Annotated in this window: 17 protein-coding genes and 1 pseudogene; 3 read left to right on the forward strand and 15 right to left on the reverse strand. The window is 61.7% G+C overall.

All coding sequences use genetic code 11. The features are described 5' to 3' along the window. Nucleotides 1-64: 64 nt before the first annotated feature. Nucleotides 65-952: an alpha/beta fold hydrolase gene (locus tag IB244_RS17205; RefSeq protein WP_246734431.1), complete on the reverse strand. Its 888-nt coding sequence runs from the start codon at nt 950-952 to the stop codon at nt 65-67. A gap of 392 nt (nt 953-1,344) precedes the next feature. Between IB244_RS17205 and IB244_RS17210 the strand changes: the two genes are divergently transcribed. After that, nucleotides 1,345-1,740: a cupin domain-containing protein gene (locus tag IB244_RS17210; RefSeq protein WP_018857255.1), complete on the forward strand. Its 396-nt coding sequence runs from the start codon at nt 1,345-1,347 to the stop codon at nt 1,738-1,740. A gap of 24 nt (nt 1,741-1,764) precedes the next feature. After that, on the forward strand, nt 1,765-3,081 hold the full coding sequence (locus tag IB244_RS17215; RefSeq protein WP_018857256.1) for an epoxide hydrolase family protein: 1,317 nt from the start codon (nt 1,765-1,767) through the stop codon (nt 3,079-3,081). A gap of 59 nt (nt 3,082-3,140) precedes the next feature. On the opposite strand, the pseudogene IB244_RS17220 reads toward IB244_RS17215, so the two are convergent. From IB244_RS17220 to IB244_RS17265, 10 genes and pseudogenes are all read right to left on the reverse strand, one after another. After that, nucleotides 3,141-3,379: pseudogene (locus IB244_RS17220) on the reverse strand (LysR family transcriptional regulator); the annotation flags it as partial. 70 nt (nt 3,380-3,449) lie between these two features. Further along, nucleotides 3,450-4,220 carry an ABC transporter ATP-binding protein gene (locus IB244_RS17225; protein WP_018857258.1) on the reverse strand — a complete coding sequence of 257 codons (771 nt, stop codon included), beginning with the start codon at nt 4,218-4,220 and terminating at the stop codon, nt 3,450-3,452. A gap of 12 nt (nt 4,221-4,232) precedes the next feature. Then, entirely contained in the window at nt 4,233-5,207 is a 975-nt protein-coding gene (locus tag IB244_RS17230; RefSeq protein WP_409564071.1) for an ABC transporter substrate-binding protein, read from the reverse strand. 80 nt (nt 5,208-5,287) lie between these two features. Next, a complete protein-coding gene (locus IB244_RS17235) occupies nt 5,288-6,133 on the reverse strand; it encodes an ABC transporter permease (RefSeq protein WP_018857260.1) in 846 nt (281 codons plus the stop codon). Between the two features lie 26 nt (nt 6,134-6,159). Then, on the reverse strand, nt 6,160-7,506 hold the full coding sequence (locus IB244_RS17240) for an LLM class flavin-dependent oxidoreductase (RefSeq protein ID WP_018857261.1): 1,347 nt from the start codon (nt 7,504-7,506) through the stop codon (nt 6,160-6,162). 402 nt (nt 7,507-7,908) lie between these two features. Further along, a complete protein-coding gene (locus IB244_RS17245; RefSeq protein ID WP_018857262.1) occupies nt 7,909-8,691 on the reverse strand; it encodes an ABC transporter ATP-binding protein in 783 nt (260 codons plus the stop codon). 1 nt (nt 8,692) lies between these two features. Then, nucleotides 8,693-9,553, reverse strand: a complete 861-nt coding sequence (locus IB244_RS17250) for an ABC transporter permease (RefSeq protein ID WP_018117153.1) — start codon at nt 9,551-9,553, stop codon at nt 8,693-8,695. Nucleotides 9,554-9,578: 25 nt separating this feature from the next. Beyond that, the gene (locus IB244_RS17255) at nt 9,579-10,595 is read right to left on the reverse strand and encodes an ABC transporter substrate-binding protein (RefSeq protein WP_018857263.1); all 1,017 of its coding nucleotides are present in this window, start codon (nt 10,593-10,595) and stop codon (nt 9,579-9,581) included. Between the two features lie 68 nt (nt 10,596-10,663). Further along, nucleotides 10,664-11,998 carry a histidinol dehydrogenase gene (gene hisD / locus IB244_RS17260; protein ID WP_018857264.1) on the reverse strand — a complete coding sequence of 445 codons (1,335 nt, stop codon included), beginning with the start codon at nt 11,996-11,998 and terminating at the stop codon, nt 10,664-10,666. A gap of 360 nt (nt 11,999-12,358) precedes the next feature. Next, nucleotides 12,359-13,129, reverse strand: coding sequence for an SDR family NAD(P)-dependent oxidoreductase (locus tag IB244_RS17265; protein ID WP_018117156.1), 771 nt, complete (start codon nt 13,127-13,129; stop codon nt 12,359-12,361). A gap of 217 nt (nt 13,130-13,346) precedes the next feature. Between IB244_RS17265 and IB244_RS17270 the strand changes: the two genes are divergently transcribed. Beyond that, nucleotides 13,347-13,829: a BON domain-containing protein gene (locus IB244_RS17270; RefSeq protein ID WP_018857266.1), complete on the forward strand. Its 483-nt coding sequence runs from the start codon at nt 13,347-13,349 to the stop codon at nt 13,827-13,829. A gap of 121 nt (nt 13,830-13,950) precedes the next feature. On the opposite strand, the gene IB244_RS17275 is transcribed toward IB244_RS17270, so the two are convergent. From IB244_RS17275 to IB244_RS17290, 4 genes are read right to left on the reverse strand one after another with little or no spacing between them, the layout of a single operon-like run. Beyond that, nucleotides 13,951-14,883, reverse strand: coding sequence for a dihydrodipicolinate synthase family protein (locus tag IB244_RS17275; protein ID WP_113471484.1), 933 nt, complete (start codon nt 14,881-14,883; stop codon nt 13,951-13,953). After that, entirely contained in the window at nt 14,880-15,848 is a 969-nt protein-coding gene (locus tag IB244_RS17280; protein WP_192304902.1) for an ABC transporter ATP-binding protein, read from the reverse strand. Before IB244_RS17280 ends, IB244_RS17275 begins: the two co-directional genes overlap by 4 nt. Next, a complete protein-coding gene (locus tag IB244_RS17285; RefSeq protein ID WP_037089755.1) occupies nt 15,849-16,862 on the reverse strand; it encodes an ABC transporter ATP-binding protein in 1,014 nt (337 codons plus the stop codon). Between the two features lie 5 nt (nt 16,863-16,867). Further along, nucleotides 16,868-17,788: a dihydrodipicolinate synthase family protein gene (locus tag IB244_RS17290; protein WP_018857268.1), complete on the reverse strand. Its 921-nt coding sequence runs from the start codon at nt 17,786-17,788 to the stop codon at nt 16,868-16,870. Between the last annotated feature and the right edge of the window lie 16 nt (nt 17,789-17,804).

A 17,804-nucleotide genomic window follows, 5' to 3' on the forward strand; every position in this document is an offset into this window, starting at 1 on the left:
TACAACTTCTCCCTCCTGCTGCGATGGTTCAGGCAACTTTTGTGTCTGTTCGCCGCACTCCTCCTCACGTTCCAGAGCCGACCGATGCCGCAACAACCTGCCTGAAAGCGAGTTCTTCACGATCGACCATCTCTTTCTTGATGTAGAGGTCCTTTTCGCCCCAGACGAGTTTGACGGGAGTCTTGAGTTCACCGAGGTGCTCTTCGAGATAGTCCTGGTCGCGCGTGAAGTGCGAGTAGTATTGGTAGAACGCGTCAGCGGACGTGATGTCGCCGTGCCCCCATCCCTCCGTCATGTCCTTCAGCACCTCGGCCGGAAGGTCGAACTGTTCCTCGGGTGGCAGGCCGCGGCGATAGGCGTTTGCGAGGATTTCCGCGCTCGTCCCGTTCATGTGGATACGGGTTTTGGATGCCGCCGGCTCGCTCTTGAGGTTCTGGAGGCTCTTGTACATGTATTCGGGCCTGTTGAACGGAGCGAAGTCTCCGACGACGATGTTCTTGGCGATATCAGGTTCCTCAATCGCTGCCAGCAATGCGGGAAGCGATCCGATATCGGTCGCGTAAATTGTCAGCCTTGAGCGATCGACATGCGCAGACTTGATGTAGGCTCTCAGAATGTCGGCGTAGTCTCGTGGCGAATACGAGAACGTCGCGACTGCGGGTCGCGATGACATTCCGTAGCCTGGCCAATCGATAGCATGGACTTCGTAGTCCCGCGCAAGTGCGTTCGCGATATCCTTCCAGACGAGTAGCGTCTCCGGAAATCCGTGGAGGAAGAGAACAGTCCCCTTAGGCGCGGCGCTGTGGGCGACCATGCGTCGAAGCGTGATGTCGGGGGCTACCTCTATGTATCCGATCTCGGCATGGATGCTGCTGGGAGAAGCGCCGGCTGAACCAGCCGATGCCGCGCTCAGCATGAGCGAGGAAAGGAGGGGTATCGAGTGTTTCAACATTTCAAGGCTCCTTCGTGTGTTGTTGCTCGCCTCTGGAGGCGACGATAGTGATTGCGGAAGCTTGGCGAGACCGTCGCCAACCAGTTCCGTACCAATTTGCCTGTATGTTGCGTACGCAACAGAATGTTTGTTCTAGAATGATGATATTGTACAGGAGAGACCGTTGGGCTCATTCCCTGTAAGGCATAATGATGCATATGCAACATATCGTCAAGCCACGCAGAATCTGCGGCGGACGATTTTGTATTGCATTGTATCCAGACCCTCGGTTGGCTTGGTTCCGATACATTTGCGACCGGCATCAGAAATATCCGGGATACCGAACGGTCCGATTTTGGCTCGGAAGCATGGGGCATTGGTTGCGCCTGCTAGTGCCAACGAAGGAGCAATCCATGAACGCACGGTTTATCGTCTCCGCGGCTCTTGTCGCTGCCGCCGTCATCTACCAGCCCGCGCAGGCCCAGCAGCCCGAAATTCAGCGGACCGATCTGGTGAAGGAGGACATCAGCGTCGCCGGCAAGGAAGTCGTCCAGGTGCGCGTCGACTTCAATCCCGGCGCTTTCGCAGTGAATCATAGACATCCTGGCGAGGAAGTTGCCTACGTTCTCGAAGGGACACTCGAATACAAGCTAGAGGGCAGGGAAGCCCTGACGCTCAAAGCTGGCGAGACCCTGTTCATCCCCGATGGCGTTGTCCATTCCGCGCGCAACGTCGGCGAAGGCAAGGCTTCGGAATTGGCGACATACATCGTCACCAAGAATGCGAAGCTCCTTGAGACCGTGAAATAGTCCGACAAAGGAGGAGGATACGTCATGACAGCAAGTGCCAAGGTAGAAGCCATCGACCTTTCTCGTCGGACGCTGTTGTTCGGGGGAACGGCTATCGCCCTGTCGACCGCGGTGTTGCCGTCGCTTGCGAAAGCGGCAGAAACCAGAATGGCGAAACCGGGCTGGAACGGCGAAATTCGCCCTTTCAAGGCCGAGGTTCCTGAAGCGGAATTGATTGACCTGCGGCGGCGGCTCGCCGCCACGCGCTGGCCTGACGGTGAGACCGTCACAGATCGATCCCAAGGCGTCCAGCCGGAAAAGCTGCGCGGTCTCGTCGAATACTGGCAGACCGGCTACGACTGGCGCAACGCCGAGAGGAGGCTGAATGCCTTTCCGCAGTTCCTGACGAACATCGACGGGCTTGATATTCATTTCATTCACGTGCGTTCCCCGCACGAGAACGCGCTGCCGTTGATCATGACGCATGGTTGGCCGGGCTCAGTGTTCGAACTCCTCAATGTGATTGGCCCGCTAACCGATCCAACGACGCACGGAGGCAAGGCCGAAGACGCCTTCCACCTCGTGCTGCCGTCCATCCCGGGCTTCGGTTTTTCGGAGAAGCCGAACACGACCGGATGGAACCCCCAGCGCATCGCGAGCGCTTGGGACGTGCTCATGAAGCGTCTAGGTTACAAAAGCTACGTCTCCCAAGGCGGTGACTGGGGCGCGATCATTTCCGATGCCCTTGGCCGGCGGGCACCGGAAGGCCTACTCGGCATTCACGTCAACCGGATCGAGCGGGGCACCACCTTTCCGCCGGACGCTGCCCAGGCGCTCAAGAACGGCGCCCCGGCCCCCGCGACTCTTTCTCCCGACGAGAAGAAGATCTTCGACGATGCCAGGGATTTTCTGAATAATGGCTTCGGGTACGCCGCCATCATGAATACGCGTCCGGAAACTGTCGGTTACGGTATTGCGGACTCTCCAGTCGGCCTAGCTGCCTGGCTCTATGACAAGATCGCAGACTGGGTCTTCACGCGCGGTGAACCTGAAAAGGCTCTGACAAAGGACATGATCCTCGACAACATCACCCTCTACTGGCTGACGAACACCGGGCCTTCGAGCGGACGCATCTACTGGGAGAACACGGTCTCAGGCGCGAAGCTTACGGCGATTCAGGTGCCCGTCGGCGTGACTGTTTTCCCCGGCGAGGTCTACAAGCCCCCGAAGGAATGGCTCTCCCGCGCCTATCCCAAGCTGGTCTACTATAACCGCGCCTCGAAGGGAGGCCACTTCGCCGCCTGGGAGGAACCGAAACTGTTCAGCGAAGAGATCAGGGCGGCATTTCGGAGTTTGCGATAAGGTGTTGTCGATCGTTGAGGGACGCCGTCGCGGAATAGAACGGCCGGCACCCGCCTTCATCAATGTTTGACGAGGTCCTCCGACCGCGCGATCTTGAAGAAGGCGTTGACTGGCTTGGCTCCGGTTCGCTCCTTGAGACAGATCAGGGCCTCGTCCATAAGCATGTCGTCGGCCCCCACGATTTCCAAAGGAACAAAGCATCGGCCCCGTCCAAACTCGGCCCGGGAAACAAACCAACACAGCCGCCGGCCGCAACGATCTCGCGAACAGCCTCCCGACCCTCGGCCTCGATCGTGGGCGGACGGCGTTCGCCGCACGGTCGCTGATCTGCTGGATAACGTTCTTCTGTTTGTGTTCCAGGCCCGCGGTCAGTGCAGCCCGAACTCGTTCAAGAGTTGCTCGCGGAACTTGACGAAACGCGCCTCGCTCCGGTTACGTGGGCGTGGCAGGTCGATGTCGATCTCGCGTGTGCGGCCGCCTTTCTCCTTGGCGAGAATGAGGACCCGGTCGGCAAGGTAGACGGCCTCCTCGAGATCGTGGGTTACCAGGATCATGGTGACCTTTTCCTCCCGCCAGATGCGCGCCAGCTCTTCCTGCATCGTGATCTTGGTCATGGCATCAAGCGCGCCGAAGGGCTCGTCGAGAAGCAGAATTTCCGGTTTCACCGCTAGCGCCCTTGCGATGCCGACACGCTGCGCCATGCCTCCCGAGAGCTGGGCCGGCAGCGCCTCGGTGAAATCGCCGAGACCGACGAGTTCCACGTAGTGTCGGGCGCGATCCCGAGCCTCTGCTTTTCGCAATCCGCGGTTTTCCAGCGGAAAGGCGACGTTGTCGAGCACGCTCAGCCAAGGGAGAAGCCGTGGCTCCTGAAAGATCACGGCACGATCGGTGCCCACACCATGGACCGGCTGACCGTCGATCAATACCTCGCCTCGGTCGGCCTCTTCGAGGCCGGCGAGAACCCTGAGCAGGGTCGTCTTGCCGGAGCCAGAGGCTCCGACAATAGCCAGACTCTCACCGGCGCGAATCTGGTTATTGACCGCTTGGAGCACATTGAGATGGCGCCCGTTGATCGAGAAGGATTTGGAAAGGTTCCGGATCGTCACCTCTCCACGCGTGGCAAGTTCAGCGAGTGCCATCTGTCTGCTTCCTCAATTCGCGGCGACGGCGAAGTTCGCCGGATCGTAAAGAATATCCTCGGCCTTCAGCTGTCCCGGCTGCAGGACGCCGCCGCGGGCGAGGATGTCGATCCAGAATTGCAAGTCGCGTGGAACGGCCTTGCCGCCCTCGCGCACGCCGTAACCGGTGAAATACTGCGCGATATCAGGGTTCTCGTTGCGCGAGGCAAGAACCTTGGCGATGACAGCTTTCGTTTCCTCGGGATGGAGGCGGGCATATTCGAGCGCGGCCTGCGACTTCTCGACGAAGGTCTTGGCGGCGGCCGGATGCTGCTTGATCCAGTCGCGGCGCAGCACGACAAAGCCGCCGGCGATTTCGCCGAGAACATCCGTGTCACCGAAAACCTTCTGAAGGGGGCCGTTCTTCAGGGCGGCGCCTTCAAAAGTCTTCTGCCAATAGCCGAAAGCCGAAATGTCGACCTGCTTTGAGCGCAGGACCTGTTCCAGCTGCGGGCCGGGCACGACCACGAGCTTGGCGGCGTTTTCCGGCAGGCCGACGGAGTGGAGCGCCTCGCGTACGGTATAGTCGAGGTGGGCGCCAAGCGTGTTGACAGCGATCGTCTTGCCGGCGAGATCCTTGATGGATTTGATCGGGTTGCCTTCAAGCGTGTAGAAAATGCTCTCGGTGGTCTTGTTGATGCCGTTCGACGCATAGGCGGCGACGAAATCATTGCCGCCAGCAATCGAGTTCAGGACGGCGGCCGTCGCCGCGCTGCCGAGTTCGACGTCGCCGGAAGCCAGCGCGAAGAGCGAGGCAGGCCCGCCCTGGGCATAGCCGACATTCTTGAAGGTGATGCCCGTATCCTTGAAATAGCCGAGTGCTTCGGCAAGCTCGTGACCGGAAAGGCCGCCTTGGCTTGCGAGATAGCGAATGGTGACCTGCTCGGGCTCGGCTGCGAAGACGGTGCCAGCCGTGCCCGCGAGGAGAAGGCTAGCGGCGGCGGCCATGCGGCCGAAGGAGCGACGGGAAATCTGCATGTTAGTCTCCGTGGAAAGTTTGGAGTGGAAGGGCTGAGATATGCGGATGATCAGTTCTTGACCTTGGACCAGCGGCAGAGCCGGGCCTGCAGGGTCTCCAGAATGAAATTCGCCGACAGACCGAGGAGGGCGAGCAAAAGGATGGCGGCGAACATCAATGGAATCTGGAAGTTGTATTGGGCGTTCATCACCTGAAAGCCGATGCCGGAATTGGCGCCGATCATTTCGGCGGCGATGAGCAGCAGAAGTGCGGTCGTGGCGCTGAGTCGAAGGCCCACGAAGATTTGCGGCAGGGCCGCCGGCAAAACCACACGGCGGAAGACGGTGAGCGGCTTGGTGCCATAGACGCGTGCCATCTCGATCAACTTCGGATCCACCTGCTTCACGCCGCCGATGGTGGCGAGCAGGATCGGGAAGAGCGTCGCCCAGAAGATCACGAAGATCTTCGAGGTTTCGCCGAGACCGAGCAGCAGGATGAAGACCGGATAAAGCGCGAGCGCCGAGGTCTGGCGGAACAGTTGCAGGATGGGATCGAGGCTGCGCTCGATGATCCGGATATGCCCCATGAACAGGCCGAGCGGAATGCCGACGCCGACTGCCGCGCCAAAGGCTGTGCCCGCGCGCTGCAGGCTGATGAGAATGTCGCCGGAGAAGGTGCCGACGGTAACGCCGTTCCAGAGGGCCCGCAAAATCGCGCCCAGCGGCGGCAACACAGCCGGATTGGTCCAGCCGAGCGACGGTGCGATCTCCCAAAAGAGCGCAAAGACAATCAGCAGACCATAGCGCGACAGGAAATTGCGCAAGAATGCCAGGGCCTCCCGCACCGGCTTCTGCCGCCAGAAAGAGGTGATGTTATAGCTCTGCAGGGCGATCTGCTGTTCCGTATCCAGGGCCATGGCCAGTGCTCCTTTTGCGGTTTCGCTTATTCGGCGGCTTCGGTGTAGGCGGCACTCCACCTCGTGTGGGGAAATGGCAGCCCGAGATTTTCGCGCAGCGTCTTGCCTTCATAAGCAGTCCGGAACAGCCCGCGGCGCTGCAGTTCGGGAATGACGAGATCCACGAAATCGTTGAGGCCGGTAGGCAGCCAGGGCGGCAGGATATTGAAGCCGTCCGCAGCCTCGTTCTCGAACCATTCCTGCAGCGTATCGGCGACTTGTTCGGCCGAGCCGACGATCGTGAAATGGCCGCGCGCGGACGCGATCCATTGATAGAGCTGGCGAATAGAAAAATCGTTGTCGTCCGCGATGCGGCGGATCAGCTCCTGCCGGCTCTTCATCCCCTCTGTCGGCGGCGCCAGCGGCAGCGGACCATCGAGATCGCAGCCGGCAAGGTCGAGTTCGCCACCGGTCAGCGCGTTGATCAGCGCCAGTCCGTCCTCCTCCACAATCAGGCTCGTCAGTCGCTCGTATTTTTCACGCGCCTCGGCCTCTGTCCGGCCGACGAAAGGCGAGACACCAGGCATGATCAGGACATGGGACGGATCGCGGCCGAAGGCGCGGGCACGGTTCTTGACATCCCGGTAGAATTCCCGCGCGCTTTCGAGCTTCTGATGTGCCGTGAAGATGACTTCGGCGGTCGCCGCCGCAAGTCCGCGCCCGTCATCGGATTGTCCGGCCTGCACGATCACCGGATGTCCCTGTTGCGAACGCGGAACATTGAGCGGCCCCTCGACGGAAAAGTGCTCGCCGCGATGATTGGTGCGATGCACCTTGTCAACATCGAAATAGACACCGCTTTCGCGGTCGCGGATAAAGGCGTCATCCTCGAAACTTTCCCAAAGCTTCTTCACCACCGCGAGATGCTCTTCGGCCCGGCGGTAGCGTGCGGCATGAGGGATTTGCTTGTCGAGGTTGAAATTCCGTGCCGCGGCTTCGGTTGCGGTGGTCACCACGTTCCATCCGGCGCGCCCGCCGGAGATCAGGTCGAGCGAAGCGAATTTGCGGGCGACCGAATAGGGTTCCTCGTAAGTGGTTGACGCCGTCGCTATGAAACCGAGATTTTCGGTGAAGGGCGCCAGGGCTGAAAACAGCGTGACGGGCTCGAACCCGGCTACCTTTGCATTGCCGCCTTCGATGCCGCCGCCGAAAGCCACCGCCAGCCCGTCCGCCAGGAAATAGGCATCGAAAAGACCACGTTCGGCCGCCTGCGCAAGCTCGATGTGAAACTTCAGGCTCGTCGCCCCGTCGAGCGGCTGATCCGGATGACGCCAGGACGCAATGTGCTGCCCGCCACCAGGAAGGAATGCACCAAGCTTGATCTGTCGCGTCATTTTCAATCTCCCGTTGCTGCTTCACGCTGCTGCCGGACGGGCAGGCGGGCAAGTCGGGAAAGACTGGCACATAGTATATAGATTACATAGATTTTATTTTTTCGTGTGTGCGGTCATAGGGTGAAAGATTTTTCCTCGGAAGGCTCCCTGCAATGGTTTTCCACTACAACGCGCTCCTGCCGTCAGACGAGAAGTTGGAAGGAGGCAGTTGTCTCGCATTGCGCTGACACGTCGCCGACATTGATCGGTCGCCGATTAGGCGAAGACGCCGAGAGGTCTGGAACCGATACGCCGCGCCAAAGAGGGTTCATCGGCGATTGGAGCCGCGCGGGTAAGGACGGCGGGCCCTGACCCTGCTGGTTCGTCCCCCGTCCGATGCTCGACAAAGCACCGCGAACGAGATCAGTGGCCGTCGTCCTGTTGTGATCCGGCGCGGATGGCGGCGAGCACGTCCTTCTGCAGGGCGATGAAGTCCGGCGTGGCGATCATGTCCTGATGCCGTGGCCGGGCGAGGCCGACGTGGAAGGTCGCGTTGATGCGGCCGGGATTGATGCTCATGGCGACGATCCGGTCCGAAAGGTAGACGGCCTCCTCGACGTCGTGGGTGACGAAGAGCACGGTCAGGCGGTGCTCTTCCCAGATCTGGGTCAGAAGCTCCTGCATCTGGTGGCGGGTGAGGGCATCGAGTGCGCCGAACGGCTCGTCCATCAGCAGCATCTTGGGCCGATAAGACAAGGCCCTAGCGATCGCCACGCGCTGCTTCATGCCGCCGGAGAGTTCGGAGGGAAAGCTGTCGGCGAAGCGACCGAGTTTCACCAACTCGATATGGTGGCGCGCGACGTCGCGGCACTCCGCACCCGTGAGCCCCGCGGCGCTCAGCGCGAATTCCACGTTCTGCTGCGCCGTCAGCCAGGGCAGAAGCGTATAGGATTGGAAGACGACCCCGCGGTCGAGGCCCGGTCCGACGATCGGCACCCCGTCCGTCAGGAGCACGCCGTCGTCGAAGCCCTGCAGGCCCGCGACGATCGACAGGAGCGTGCTCTTGCCGCAGCCGGACGCGCCAACCAGTGAGACGAATTCGTTATCGGCCAGTTCCAGGTCGATGTCGCTCAGTGCGTGCATGCGGTTCTTCTTCGAACCGTACCACTTGTTGAGGGACTGTAGCTTCAGTTTCGGCTCGCTCATCTCAATGCCTCGACGCATAACGGAAGAGGACGCGCTCCAGCGCCTTCATGCTCTGGTCGGTGATCAGGCCGAGCACGCCAAGCAGAAGGATGTAGCCGATGATCGTCTGCGTCTGGAAATAGCGTTGCGAGACGACGATGCGGTATCCCAGCCCCGACGTGGCGGCGACCAGTTCCGCGAGCACCAGCCAGGTCCAAGCCCAGCCGAGGCTGATGCGCAGCGTATCCCAGATGCCGGGCAGCGACGAGGGCAGCACGATGCGTGTCAGAATGCGCGTTTCCGAGAGGCCGAGCGTGCGCCCGAGCCCGACGAAATCGGGCGGCACGCGCTTGACGCAGTCCATCACCATCAGCACCTGCTGGAAGAAGGTGCCGATCCAGATGATCACGAATTTCTGAATATCGCCGGTGCCGGCCCACAGGATGGTCAGCGGCACGAAGGCTACGACCGGCATGTAGCGCACGAAATCGACGAAGGGTTCGATCGCCGCTTCCCAGGTCTTGAAGCAGCCGATCATGATGCCGATCGGAATCGCCATCGCCGAGGCGAGCGCGAAGCCGACCGCCATACGGTAAAGGCTGACGCCGGCGTCGCTTAAGAGCGTACCGTCCAGCGCCAGTTCCACCATCTTGGAAAGAACAGCGCCAGGGTGCGGCAGGAAGATCGGCTTGACCCAGCCCGTCCCCGTCGCCGCCCACCACAACGCAAAGAGCAGCACAAAGACGCAGACTGCAATCGCCACGAACGCGTGCGCGCCGAGCGGATCGCCGATGCGGAAGGCGCTCGGCGGTCGGCCGACGCCCGCGCGCGGTTGCGCTCGGGAGCCGCCCTTGGATGTGGAGGAGGCTTCGGGAGCAGACATGGCTTATCCGTTTCTTGAAGCGCCGCTACTTGTTGGCAGCGTCGACGAAGGAGGGATCAATGATCTTCTCGGCCGATACGTCGGCGGTCAGAATGCCAGCCTGCTTGGCCGCCTTGAGCACGTCGCCGAAGGTCCTGCTGGTGAAGTCGCCGGCAAAGGCCTTTGCTGCTTCAGCGGTCGAGTAATACTGCACGCCGTCGAAGGCGGTCGCGAGATCTTCCGGCGAGGCGCCGACTGCCTTGGCGATGATCGTCCGGTCTTCCGCCGTGTTGGCCTTGTAGTCGGCGAGCGCGGCGTCCCAGGCCTTCAGCATCGCCAGCACTTGGCCTGGCTTCGACTTCAGCACTTCCTCGCGCACCACGAAGACGTCCGAGACGAGGCCCGGATCCTTGCCGGCCTCGAAGAGCATCTTGATGTTCTTGTCCTGGGCGCGGGCGGCGGAGATATAGGGCTCGTAGGTGACGGCAACGGGGACGCGGCCGGCAATCAGCGCCGAGCCCGCATCGGCGGCCGGCATCGGCACGCGGGTGATGTCATCGATGGTGAGGCCGTGGCTGGCCAGCGCGTAGTTGAGGAGGATGTCGCTCGTCGTTCCTTCTTCGAAGGCGATGTTCTTGCCCTTCAGGTCTTCCACGCTCTTGATGTCACCGCCGGCGAGGATCGCGTCGGCCGAGAGGCTGAAATCGAGGAGCGAGACGATCTTGACAGGCAGGCCTGCGGCGACCATCGCCATGGCGGTGTGGGTGGCGATGTTGGCCGCATCAAGCTGGCCGCTCGCCAGCGCTGCGTTGATGTCCTTGTCCTCGGTGAAATTGACGATCTGGACGTCTTCGAGGTTCTGCTTCTTGAAGAGATCCTTGGCGGCTGCCACGTGCCACTGGCCGTAGCCGAGCCAGGGCTCGATGCCGAGCTTGAAGCTGCCCGCCTCCGGCTTGGCTGGAATGTCGGCCGCACCGGCAGGCAGCGCCTGCGTCAGCAGCCCGACGAGGCCGACGGCGAAGGCGAGGCGAGAGAATTGGTGTCTGATGGATTGGTCTGTCATGGTTACCCTCTCTTTGTCCTTTGAGTTGTTGATTTAGGCATAATCGGCAACGCCACTGCTATCTATCTTCAGCGTTCGCCATCCCTTCGCAGATAGGCGTCGCGGACCGGCGAGACCGCGTGGGCATGCGAGGAGAAGCCCTCGTAGACGGCGAGCCGGTGGGCATGTTGGGCAAACTCAGGATATGCCGGCGCCGTGACGTAGCCGATCGAACTGCGCTTGACGAAATCGGTGACCGAGAGCGGCCCGAAGGTGCGCGCCCAGCGGCTCGTGGGCAACACGGCGTTCGGCCCCAGGCAGAAGTTGGCAATGCTGACAGGCGTGTGGAGGCCGAGCAGTATTTCGGCGGCCTCGGTGATATGGCCGAGATGGGCGAAGGCGTCGCGCGACAGGATTTCCAGGTGCTCGGGCGCGAAGGCGTTCACGACTTCGTAGCTCTCTTCGAGCGACGAAGTCAGCACGATGCCGCCGCAGGTGCCCGAGAGGACCGTCCGGGAAAAGGCGACGCGCTGTTCGGTCATCCGCGCCCAATGCTGCGGCAGGGCCGCGAGCGCCTCTTCCGCGACGCGGCGACTGTGGGTGACGAGATAGGCGGAGGAGTCCGGCCCATGCTCGGCCTCGATCAAGAGATCGAGTGCCGCAAGGCCGCCATGCACGGTATCGTCGGCGAAGATCATGGCTTCCGAGGGGCCGGCGGGCAGGCCGGTGTCGATGACGCCGGCAAGGCTGCGCTTGGCCGCGACCACCCAAGGGCTGCCGGGACCGACGATCTTGAGCGCCGGCTTGATCGTCTCCGTGCCGTAAGCGACGGCCGCAACCGCCTGTGCGCCGCCGACCTTGTAGACCGTTTCGACGCCGGCAAGGCGGGCGGCCACCAGCGTTGCCGCGTCCACCGTGCCATCAGGTGCCGGTGGCGTGACGATGGCAAGCTCGGGAACACCTGCGACCACGGCCGGCACCGAAGTCATCATCGTCACTGACGGAAACGAGCCCTTGCCGCGCGGCACGTAGAGTGCCACGGACCGGATCGGCGTAAACCGGTCACCGGCAAAGGCCCCGTTCCGGATTTCCTTCAGCGACATGGCCGGCGGCTTCTGCTCCTCGTGGAAGGAGCGGATGTTCTGGATGCTGAACTTGATAGAGTCGATGACAGCGTCATCGACGAGCTTGAAGGCGGCGTCGAACTCGGCTTCGCTGACCTTGATGCGATCCTCGGAGATGTCGGCCTTGTCGAGCTCCCGCCCGAAGCGCGCCACCGCGCGGTCGCCTTCAGCGCGCACCGCCTCAAGGATCGGCCGCACCTTTTCGATGAAACCAGAAATATCGGTCTCAGATCGGCGCAGGAGATTGGCTTTCGCCTCCGCACTCAGCTTGGCATAGTCGTAAAAGGAAACGTCGCTCATTGCAGGTGCCCTCGTTTGCGCCGGAAACGGCGCGGATAGTCCTCGCACGGTTTTGCGCTCATGCGGTCTCTGCGCTTCACCGTAGCCGTTATGTACGTACCTCTCGCCATCGGCGCCTTCAACGCCTTTTTCGCACAGCTGCGAGGTGTTCCATGATCGTCGCCGCAGCCGCCTTGCCCTTCGCACCGGTTTGGCCTCCACGGCACTAACATGCGAAAACACTTATGCAAAAGGCTGCTGCCGGCATTGCCAGGAAGGTAGTCCGATCCTGGGCGGCGGCGCCCGCTACTCATTAGCCGAGCAAGCCGCGTACCGGTTCAGATAGGGTCGGCCGTAGGGCTGAGTTCTGCGGAAGATCTCTCAGATTGACGCAAGGAAACCGCCGTCGACTGGAAGGCAGTGGCCGGTGATGTAGGCGGACGCGTCGCTGGCGAGGAAAATCACGGCGCCGCCGATGTCGGCGGCTTCGCCGAAGCGGCGTTGCGGGATCCGATCCAGCATGCGCGCCTGCCAGGCCTCGTCACGATAGAAGTCCTCCGTCATCGCGGTACGGAAATAACCGGGCGCGATCGCGTTGACGCGGATGTTCATTCCCGCCCACTCCGTGGCCAGCGCCCGCGTCATCCCGAGCAGTCCGGATTTCGATGCCCCGTAGGGCACCGCGGTCGGAATGCCGACGAAGGAAGTTAGTGAGCAGAGATTGACGATGCTGCCGCCCGAGACTTGCCGCGCCATCTGCCGGGCCGTCGCTTGTGCCCAGAAGAAGGAGCCCTTGAGGTTGGTGTCGATGATCCGGTCCCAGAGCTCGCCATGGACATCCAGCGACGGGGACACCTGCTCGACGCCGGCGTTGTTGACCAGAATGTCGATATGGCCGGCCGAATCCTCAAAGGCTGACAGGGTCGTTTCGATCGACGCGAGGTCGGTCACGTCCTGGGCCGCAATATAACAGCGCCTGCCGCGCGCCTCGATGCGCGCTCTGGTCTCAGCAAGGGCAGCTTCCTCGCGCGCCGTCACACACAGATCCGCGCCTGCATCGGAAAGCGCCAGCGCGATCGCCTGGCCGAGCCCACGGCTGGCACCGGTCACGACGGCGATACGGCCCTCAAGGCTGAAAGATGATACGGACATTGCTGCTCCCTTCGCAAACGGCGCTCTGCGTCGTCCGGCTCAACGCGCCGAAGCAGCCTGTGAAAACGGCGCCATGCAATCACCTTTTCGCCGCCATATCTAGTGCGATGCGATCAGCGTGCCATTGTGTCCCGCCGGCATTGAGCGCCGGACCCGGTCCTGAACAATCTCGGGACCGATGAGTTTCTTCAAGACAGCGCAACCGATGGAGATCATCATGCCCGGGAAGGACAAGGAACTGTCGCGTGAAGAAGACTATCGCGATCTCGAAGAGCGCAATATCGATGAAGGCTGGCCTTATGCCGATAAGGGGCCAAAAGGAGCCGCTTCGGCAAATCGCGCCTATGGTTCAGATGACTCCGGCCGAGACGACAATAGTGGCTTCCGGGTGGACGGTGTGGACGAGGATGGCAATGAGAATCCTCTCAAGGATTCGCTGCGCCCAGGTATGATCGATCGCGACGACAGCGGTGAACTGGAAGCGAAGGTGACTGAGAACCTCGAGAACATCCCTGACCTTGATATCGACAGTATTGACGTTCACGCGGACGGCCATACCGTGACCCTTGAGGGACAAGTCGAAACGATAGGAATGGCACGCAAGGTTGAACTCGCGGTACTCGCTGTCGATGGCGTGCGGCATGTCCGGAACAACATCGAGACAATAGCGGCTGACTCGCATATTCCGACTGACGATTGACGAAATGGCACGGCGAGATCCAGACGGTCGAGCGCTTGCGCTCTTCCGTCAGATACATTGGCGCCACAGTGCGTAGGGTCCGCGAAATCCGTCCGGTCCTTGAAGTTGGATCTTCGCATGCTCAACGGAAGAGTTCGGGCAACTCCGCTCGGGCGATCGCTCGGAGCCGGTCTGCCTCGGCTTTCTCGATGGAGCGGTATGGCCAGCGCAGCTCCGTTCCGACGGGGCCCCAGCCGCCGATTGCGCAGAGCAGTTTGTCGAGCGCGGCATTCGAATAGCCGTAAGTTTGGCGGAATGGAACGATGTGGCTGTCCATGAACGCGCAAATCCGCTTCTCGATGGCCAGCGCCGCGTCGATGTCTTCTGCCATCAAATCGGTCCACCACTGGGCGCCGCGCGGGCTGAGACAGGCCACGTTGGAAAAGGCGCCGGCGGCAACGCCGTGTTTCATGCCGGTCGCGAGGTGATGGCCGGGAATGAAAAGTGCGAACTCGTCAAGGTATTCGCGGGCAGCGGCATACCAAGCGGCATCGCCATCGGCGAGCTTGATGCCGACGACGGCAGGCAACGGGCGGCAGATGGCAGCCAGATCGCGCGGCGACAGTGCCCGCTTGGCATGTGGGGGATTGTAGAGGATCAGGGGGATTGCCTCTGCCTCATTCGCCGCGCGTTTCAGGAAATCGATTGCCTCAACATCCGTGACCGGCCACCAGTCCGGCAGAATGACCTGGATCGCCAGCGGCTTCAGAGCGGATGCGCGTGCAACACGCGACAGAGCGATGTGCGGATCGGGCTGGCAAGCGCCGATCACGAAGGGCATGCCGGCACTCGTGCAACGCTCCGCGAGGGTGATCTGGATCCTCTCGAACTCGGCGTCGGTCTGATTGTGGAACTCGCCAGCCGTACCGTTCGAATAGATGCCATCGACCCCCGCTTCGATCAGGATGTCGATCTCTTCGCCGAGTGCCGCGAAATCGATCGCGTCGTTCCCCATGAGCGGCAGGAGAAGGCTCGCCCAATTGCCGGCGATCGAATGTCGTCTCTGCGTCGTCAAGGCATGGCTCCCAAAGGTATGTCGTCGCGAATGCACGCCTTGAGATGCCCCGGCGCGACTTCCCGCAACTCCGGAACGGCCTGGCTGCAGGCTTCGATTGCGTGCGGACAGCGGGTGCGGAAAACACAGCCGCTCGGAGGATTGGCGGGGCTTGGAATTTCACCCCTCAGCACCTGCCGGTCGCGTTTGGCGCCGACATCCGTGGAGGGAATGGCGGAGAGAAGCGCGCGCGTATAGGGATGCTGCGGCCGGGCATAGAGATCGCTGCTCGTCGCGATTTCCATGATGCGACCGAGATAGAGGACGATCACCCGGTCACAGATGTACTCCACGACGGCCAGGTCGTGCGAGATGAACAGCATGGTCAGCCCGAGCCGCTGCTGCAGATCGCGCAGCAGGTTTATGACCTGCGCCTGAATGGAAACGTCGAGCGCCGACACCGGCTCGTCGGCGACAATCAGTTCCGGGGCCAGGGTCAGCGCTCGCGCAATGCCGATGCGCTGGCGCTGGCCGCCCGAGAACTCGTGCGCGTAGCGATTGATCGCTTCTGCCGGCAAGTCGACCTGTTCGAGAGCCACACGGGCGCGTTCGAGCCGTTCCTTGCGGGTTCCGATGCGCTGGATTTTCAGGCCCTCGGTCAGGATTTCACCGATGGTCATGCGCGGCGAGAGACTGGCGAAGGGATCCTGGAAGATATACTGCATGCGCGGACGCATGCGTCGCATCGCCGTGGATGAAAGGCCGGTCAGTTCGACGCCATCGAAGCGGACGTTGCCAGATGACGGCTCGACCAGGCGAAGGACAGAGCGGCCGATTGTCGTTTTTCCACTGCCGGATTCGCCGACGAGCCCTACGACTTCACCCTTACCGATGTCGAAGGAAATGTCCTTCAGGATTGTCAGCTGCGTACCGTGGGATGCGTAGCTTTTCGACAGGTCGCGAACGGAAAGCAAAGGCTGGGTCATCTAAATCTCCCGCCAGCGAATGCATCGGCTCTTATGAAGCGGTCCGACGGCTTCGAGTGCCGGAACCGCTTTCCCGCAGGCCTCGATTGCAAATTGGCAGCGCGGTGCGAAGGCGCAGCCGGAAGGCATGTTCATGAGGCTCGGAACGACACCGGGGATGGCCGCGAGCTTTTCGCCCGACTGTTTCATCCGGGTCGCATCGCCAGGCCGGGGCATCGAGGCGAGGAGGCCCTTCGTGTACGGGTGCTTTGGATTGTTGAAGACCTCGCCGACCGGGCCTTCCTCGACGATGCGGCCGGTATACATGACGGCGACGCGATGGGCGATCTGGGCGACGACGCCGAGATTGTGCGTGACGAACAGTATGGCCATGCCGCGCTCGCGCTGGAGCTTCAGCAACAGGTCCAGGATCTGCGCCTGGATCGTCACGTCAAGTGCGGTGGTCGGCTCATCCGCAATCAGCAAGGTTGGATCGCAGGCAAGCGCCATGGCGATCGTCGCACGTTGACGCATGCCGCCGGACAGCTCGTGCGGATACTGGCCAGCCCGACGTTTGGCGTCTGGAATCCCGACGCTCTCCAGCAGCGAAATCGCGTTGGCCATCGCGACTCTCCGGCTTGCTCCGCGATGAATGCGAATGGGCTCGGAGATCTGGTCGCCAATCGTATAGACGGGATTGAGACTGGACATCGGCTCCTGGAAGACCATGCCGATGTCGTCGCCGCGAATGTCGCGCATCTCGTCTTCCGTCAGCGAAACCAGATTACACCCGGATCCGTCCTTTCGGCGCAGCCGGATGCTGCCTGCCGCTATCGACCCGATGTTGCGGGTCAGAAGTCGCATGACGGAAAGGCTGGTTACCGATTTGCCCGAACCCGATTCTCCCACCAAGGCCACGGTCTCTCCCGCGCCGACGGTCAGGTCGACGTCGTTGACAGCCGTGACATCGCCTCCGCGAATGCGGAAGATGGTCTTGAGGCCCTGAATGGCGAGGATCGGTTCGGTTGACTGCATGGAGATCACCCGCGAAGCAGACCGGTTGCACGCAGGATCTCGTTGATCCTCGCTGTTTCAGCTTCGTCGAGCGCTGCTCGCGGGCGCGGCATGACGGCGTTGTCGATGATGCCGAGGCTCTTCATCGCGGTCTTGAAGCCACCGATGCCGGAGGCGCCGCCGCTGACGCGGCCCTGGGCAACCCAGACGATTTCGAAGAGCCGGCAAAGCCGTTCCTGCTCCTTGCGTGCGGCGACCCAGTCGCCACGCTGGGCGGCATCCCACAGGCGCACGTAACCATGCGGATCGACGTTGGCGATGCCAGGGACTACGCCGTGGGCGCCCATCAGCAGGGCGTTGTCGACGACAATCTCCGAGCCGGTCATCAGGAACACGTCCGGCTGATCGGCAAGATCGAGCAGGGCATAGCGGAAGTTGCCGTCATCGCCGCTCGAATCCTTGAGGCCGATGATCGTGCCTTCTCTTGCCAAAGTCACCGTCGTCTGGCGCTGCAGCTTGACGTGAACGCAGACCGGAATGTCGTAGGCGACGAGCGGTACGTCGACGGCGTCGCGGATAAAGCGGAAATGGTCGAGGATCTCGGCTTGGCTGGTGACAGTATAGAAAGGCGCGGTGGCAACGACGGCGTCGGCGCCGGCACGCTTGGCAACGTCAGCGTGATGAATGACGCGATCTGTTGTCGGATCGATGACGCCGACGATCAGGGGCACGCGGCCATTCACCACCTTTGCCGAATGCTCGATGATCTCGCGGCGGGTCTTGTCATCGTGGAAAATTACTTCGCTTGTCGAGCCGAGCACGAAAACACCGTGACAGCCGCCCTCGATGAGGTGCTCCAGGACCCGCGTGTAGGACGGATAGTCGACCGTGAAATCCGCATTGAGTGGCGTCACGACCGGAGGAATTACACCTTTGAATTTCGTCATTGTCTCTTTCTTTCGG

The organism is Rhizobium sp. RHZ02, assembly GCF_014851575.1.
Classification (GTDB): Bacteria; Pseudomonadota; Alphaproteobacteria; order Rhizobiales; family Rhizobiaceae; genus Rhizobium; species Rhizobium altiplani.

Bases quoted from the DNA above. Each gene is read 5' to 3' on its own strand.
- IB244_RS17205 (WP_246734431.1), bottom strand. From the start codon at position 952: ATGTTGAAACACTCGATACCCCTCCTTTCCTCGCTCATGCTGAGCGCG.
- IB244_RS17210 (WP_018857255.1), top strand. From the start codon at position 1,345: ATGAACGCACGGTTTATCGTCTCCGCGGCTCTTGTCGCTGCCGCCGTC.
- IB244_RS17215 (WP_018857256.1), top strand. From the start codon at position 1,765: ATGACAGCAAGTGCCAAGGTAGAAGCCATCGACCTTTCTCGTCGGACG.
- IB244_RS17225 (WP_018857258.1), bottom strand. From the start codon at position 4,220: ATGGCACTCGCTGAACTTGCCACGCGTGGAGAGGTGACGATCCGGAAC.
- IB244_RS17230 (WP_409564071.1), bottom strand. From the start codon at position 5,207: ATGGCCGCCGCCGCTAGCCTTCTCCTCGCGGGCACGGCTGGCACCGTC.
- IB244_RS17235 (WP_018857260.1), bottom strand. From the start codon at position 6,133: ATGGCCCTGGATACGGAACAGCAGATCGCCCTGCAGAGCTATAACATC.
- IB244_RS17240 (WP_018857261.1), bottom strand. From the start codon at position 7,506: ATGACGCGACAGATCAAGCTTGGTGCATTCCTTCCTGGTGGCGGGCAG.
- IB244_RS17245 (WP_018857262.1), bottom strand. From the start codon at position 8,691: ATGAGCGAGCCGAAACTGAAGCTACAGTCCCTCAACAAGTGGTACGGT.
- IB244_RS17250 (WP_018117153.1), bottom strand. From the start codon at position 9,553: ATGTCTGCTCCCGAAGCCTCCTCCACATCCAAGGGCGGCTCCCGAGCG.
- IB244_RS17255 (WP_018857263.1), bottom strand. From the start codon at position 10,595: ATGACAGACCAATCCATCAGACACCAATTCTCTCGCCTCGCCTTCGCC.
- hisD (WP_018857264.1), bottom strand. From the start codon at position 11,998: ATGAGCGACGTTTCCTTTTACGACTATGCCAAGCTGAGTGCGGAGGCG.
- IB244_RS17265 (WP_018117156.1), bottom strand. From the start codon at position 13,129: ATGTCCGTATCATCTTTCAGCCTTGAGGGCCGTATCGCCGTCGTGACC.
- IB244_RS17270 (WP_018857266.1), top strand. From the start codon at position 13,347: ATGCCCGGGAAGGACAAGGAACTGTCGCGTGAAGAAGACTATCGCGAT.
- IB244_RS17280 (WP_192304902.1), bottom strand. From the start codon at position 15,848: ATGACCCAGCCTTTGCTTTCCGTTCGCGACCTGTCGAAAAGCTACGCA.
- IB244_RS17285 (WP_037089755.1), bottom strand. From the start codon at position 16,862: ATGCAGTCAACCGAACCGATCCTCGCCATTCAGGGCCTCAAGACCATC.
- IB244_RS17290 (WP_018857268.1), bottom strand. From the start codon at position 17,788: ATGACGAAATTCAAAGGTGTAATTCCTCCGGTCGTGACGCCACTCAAT.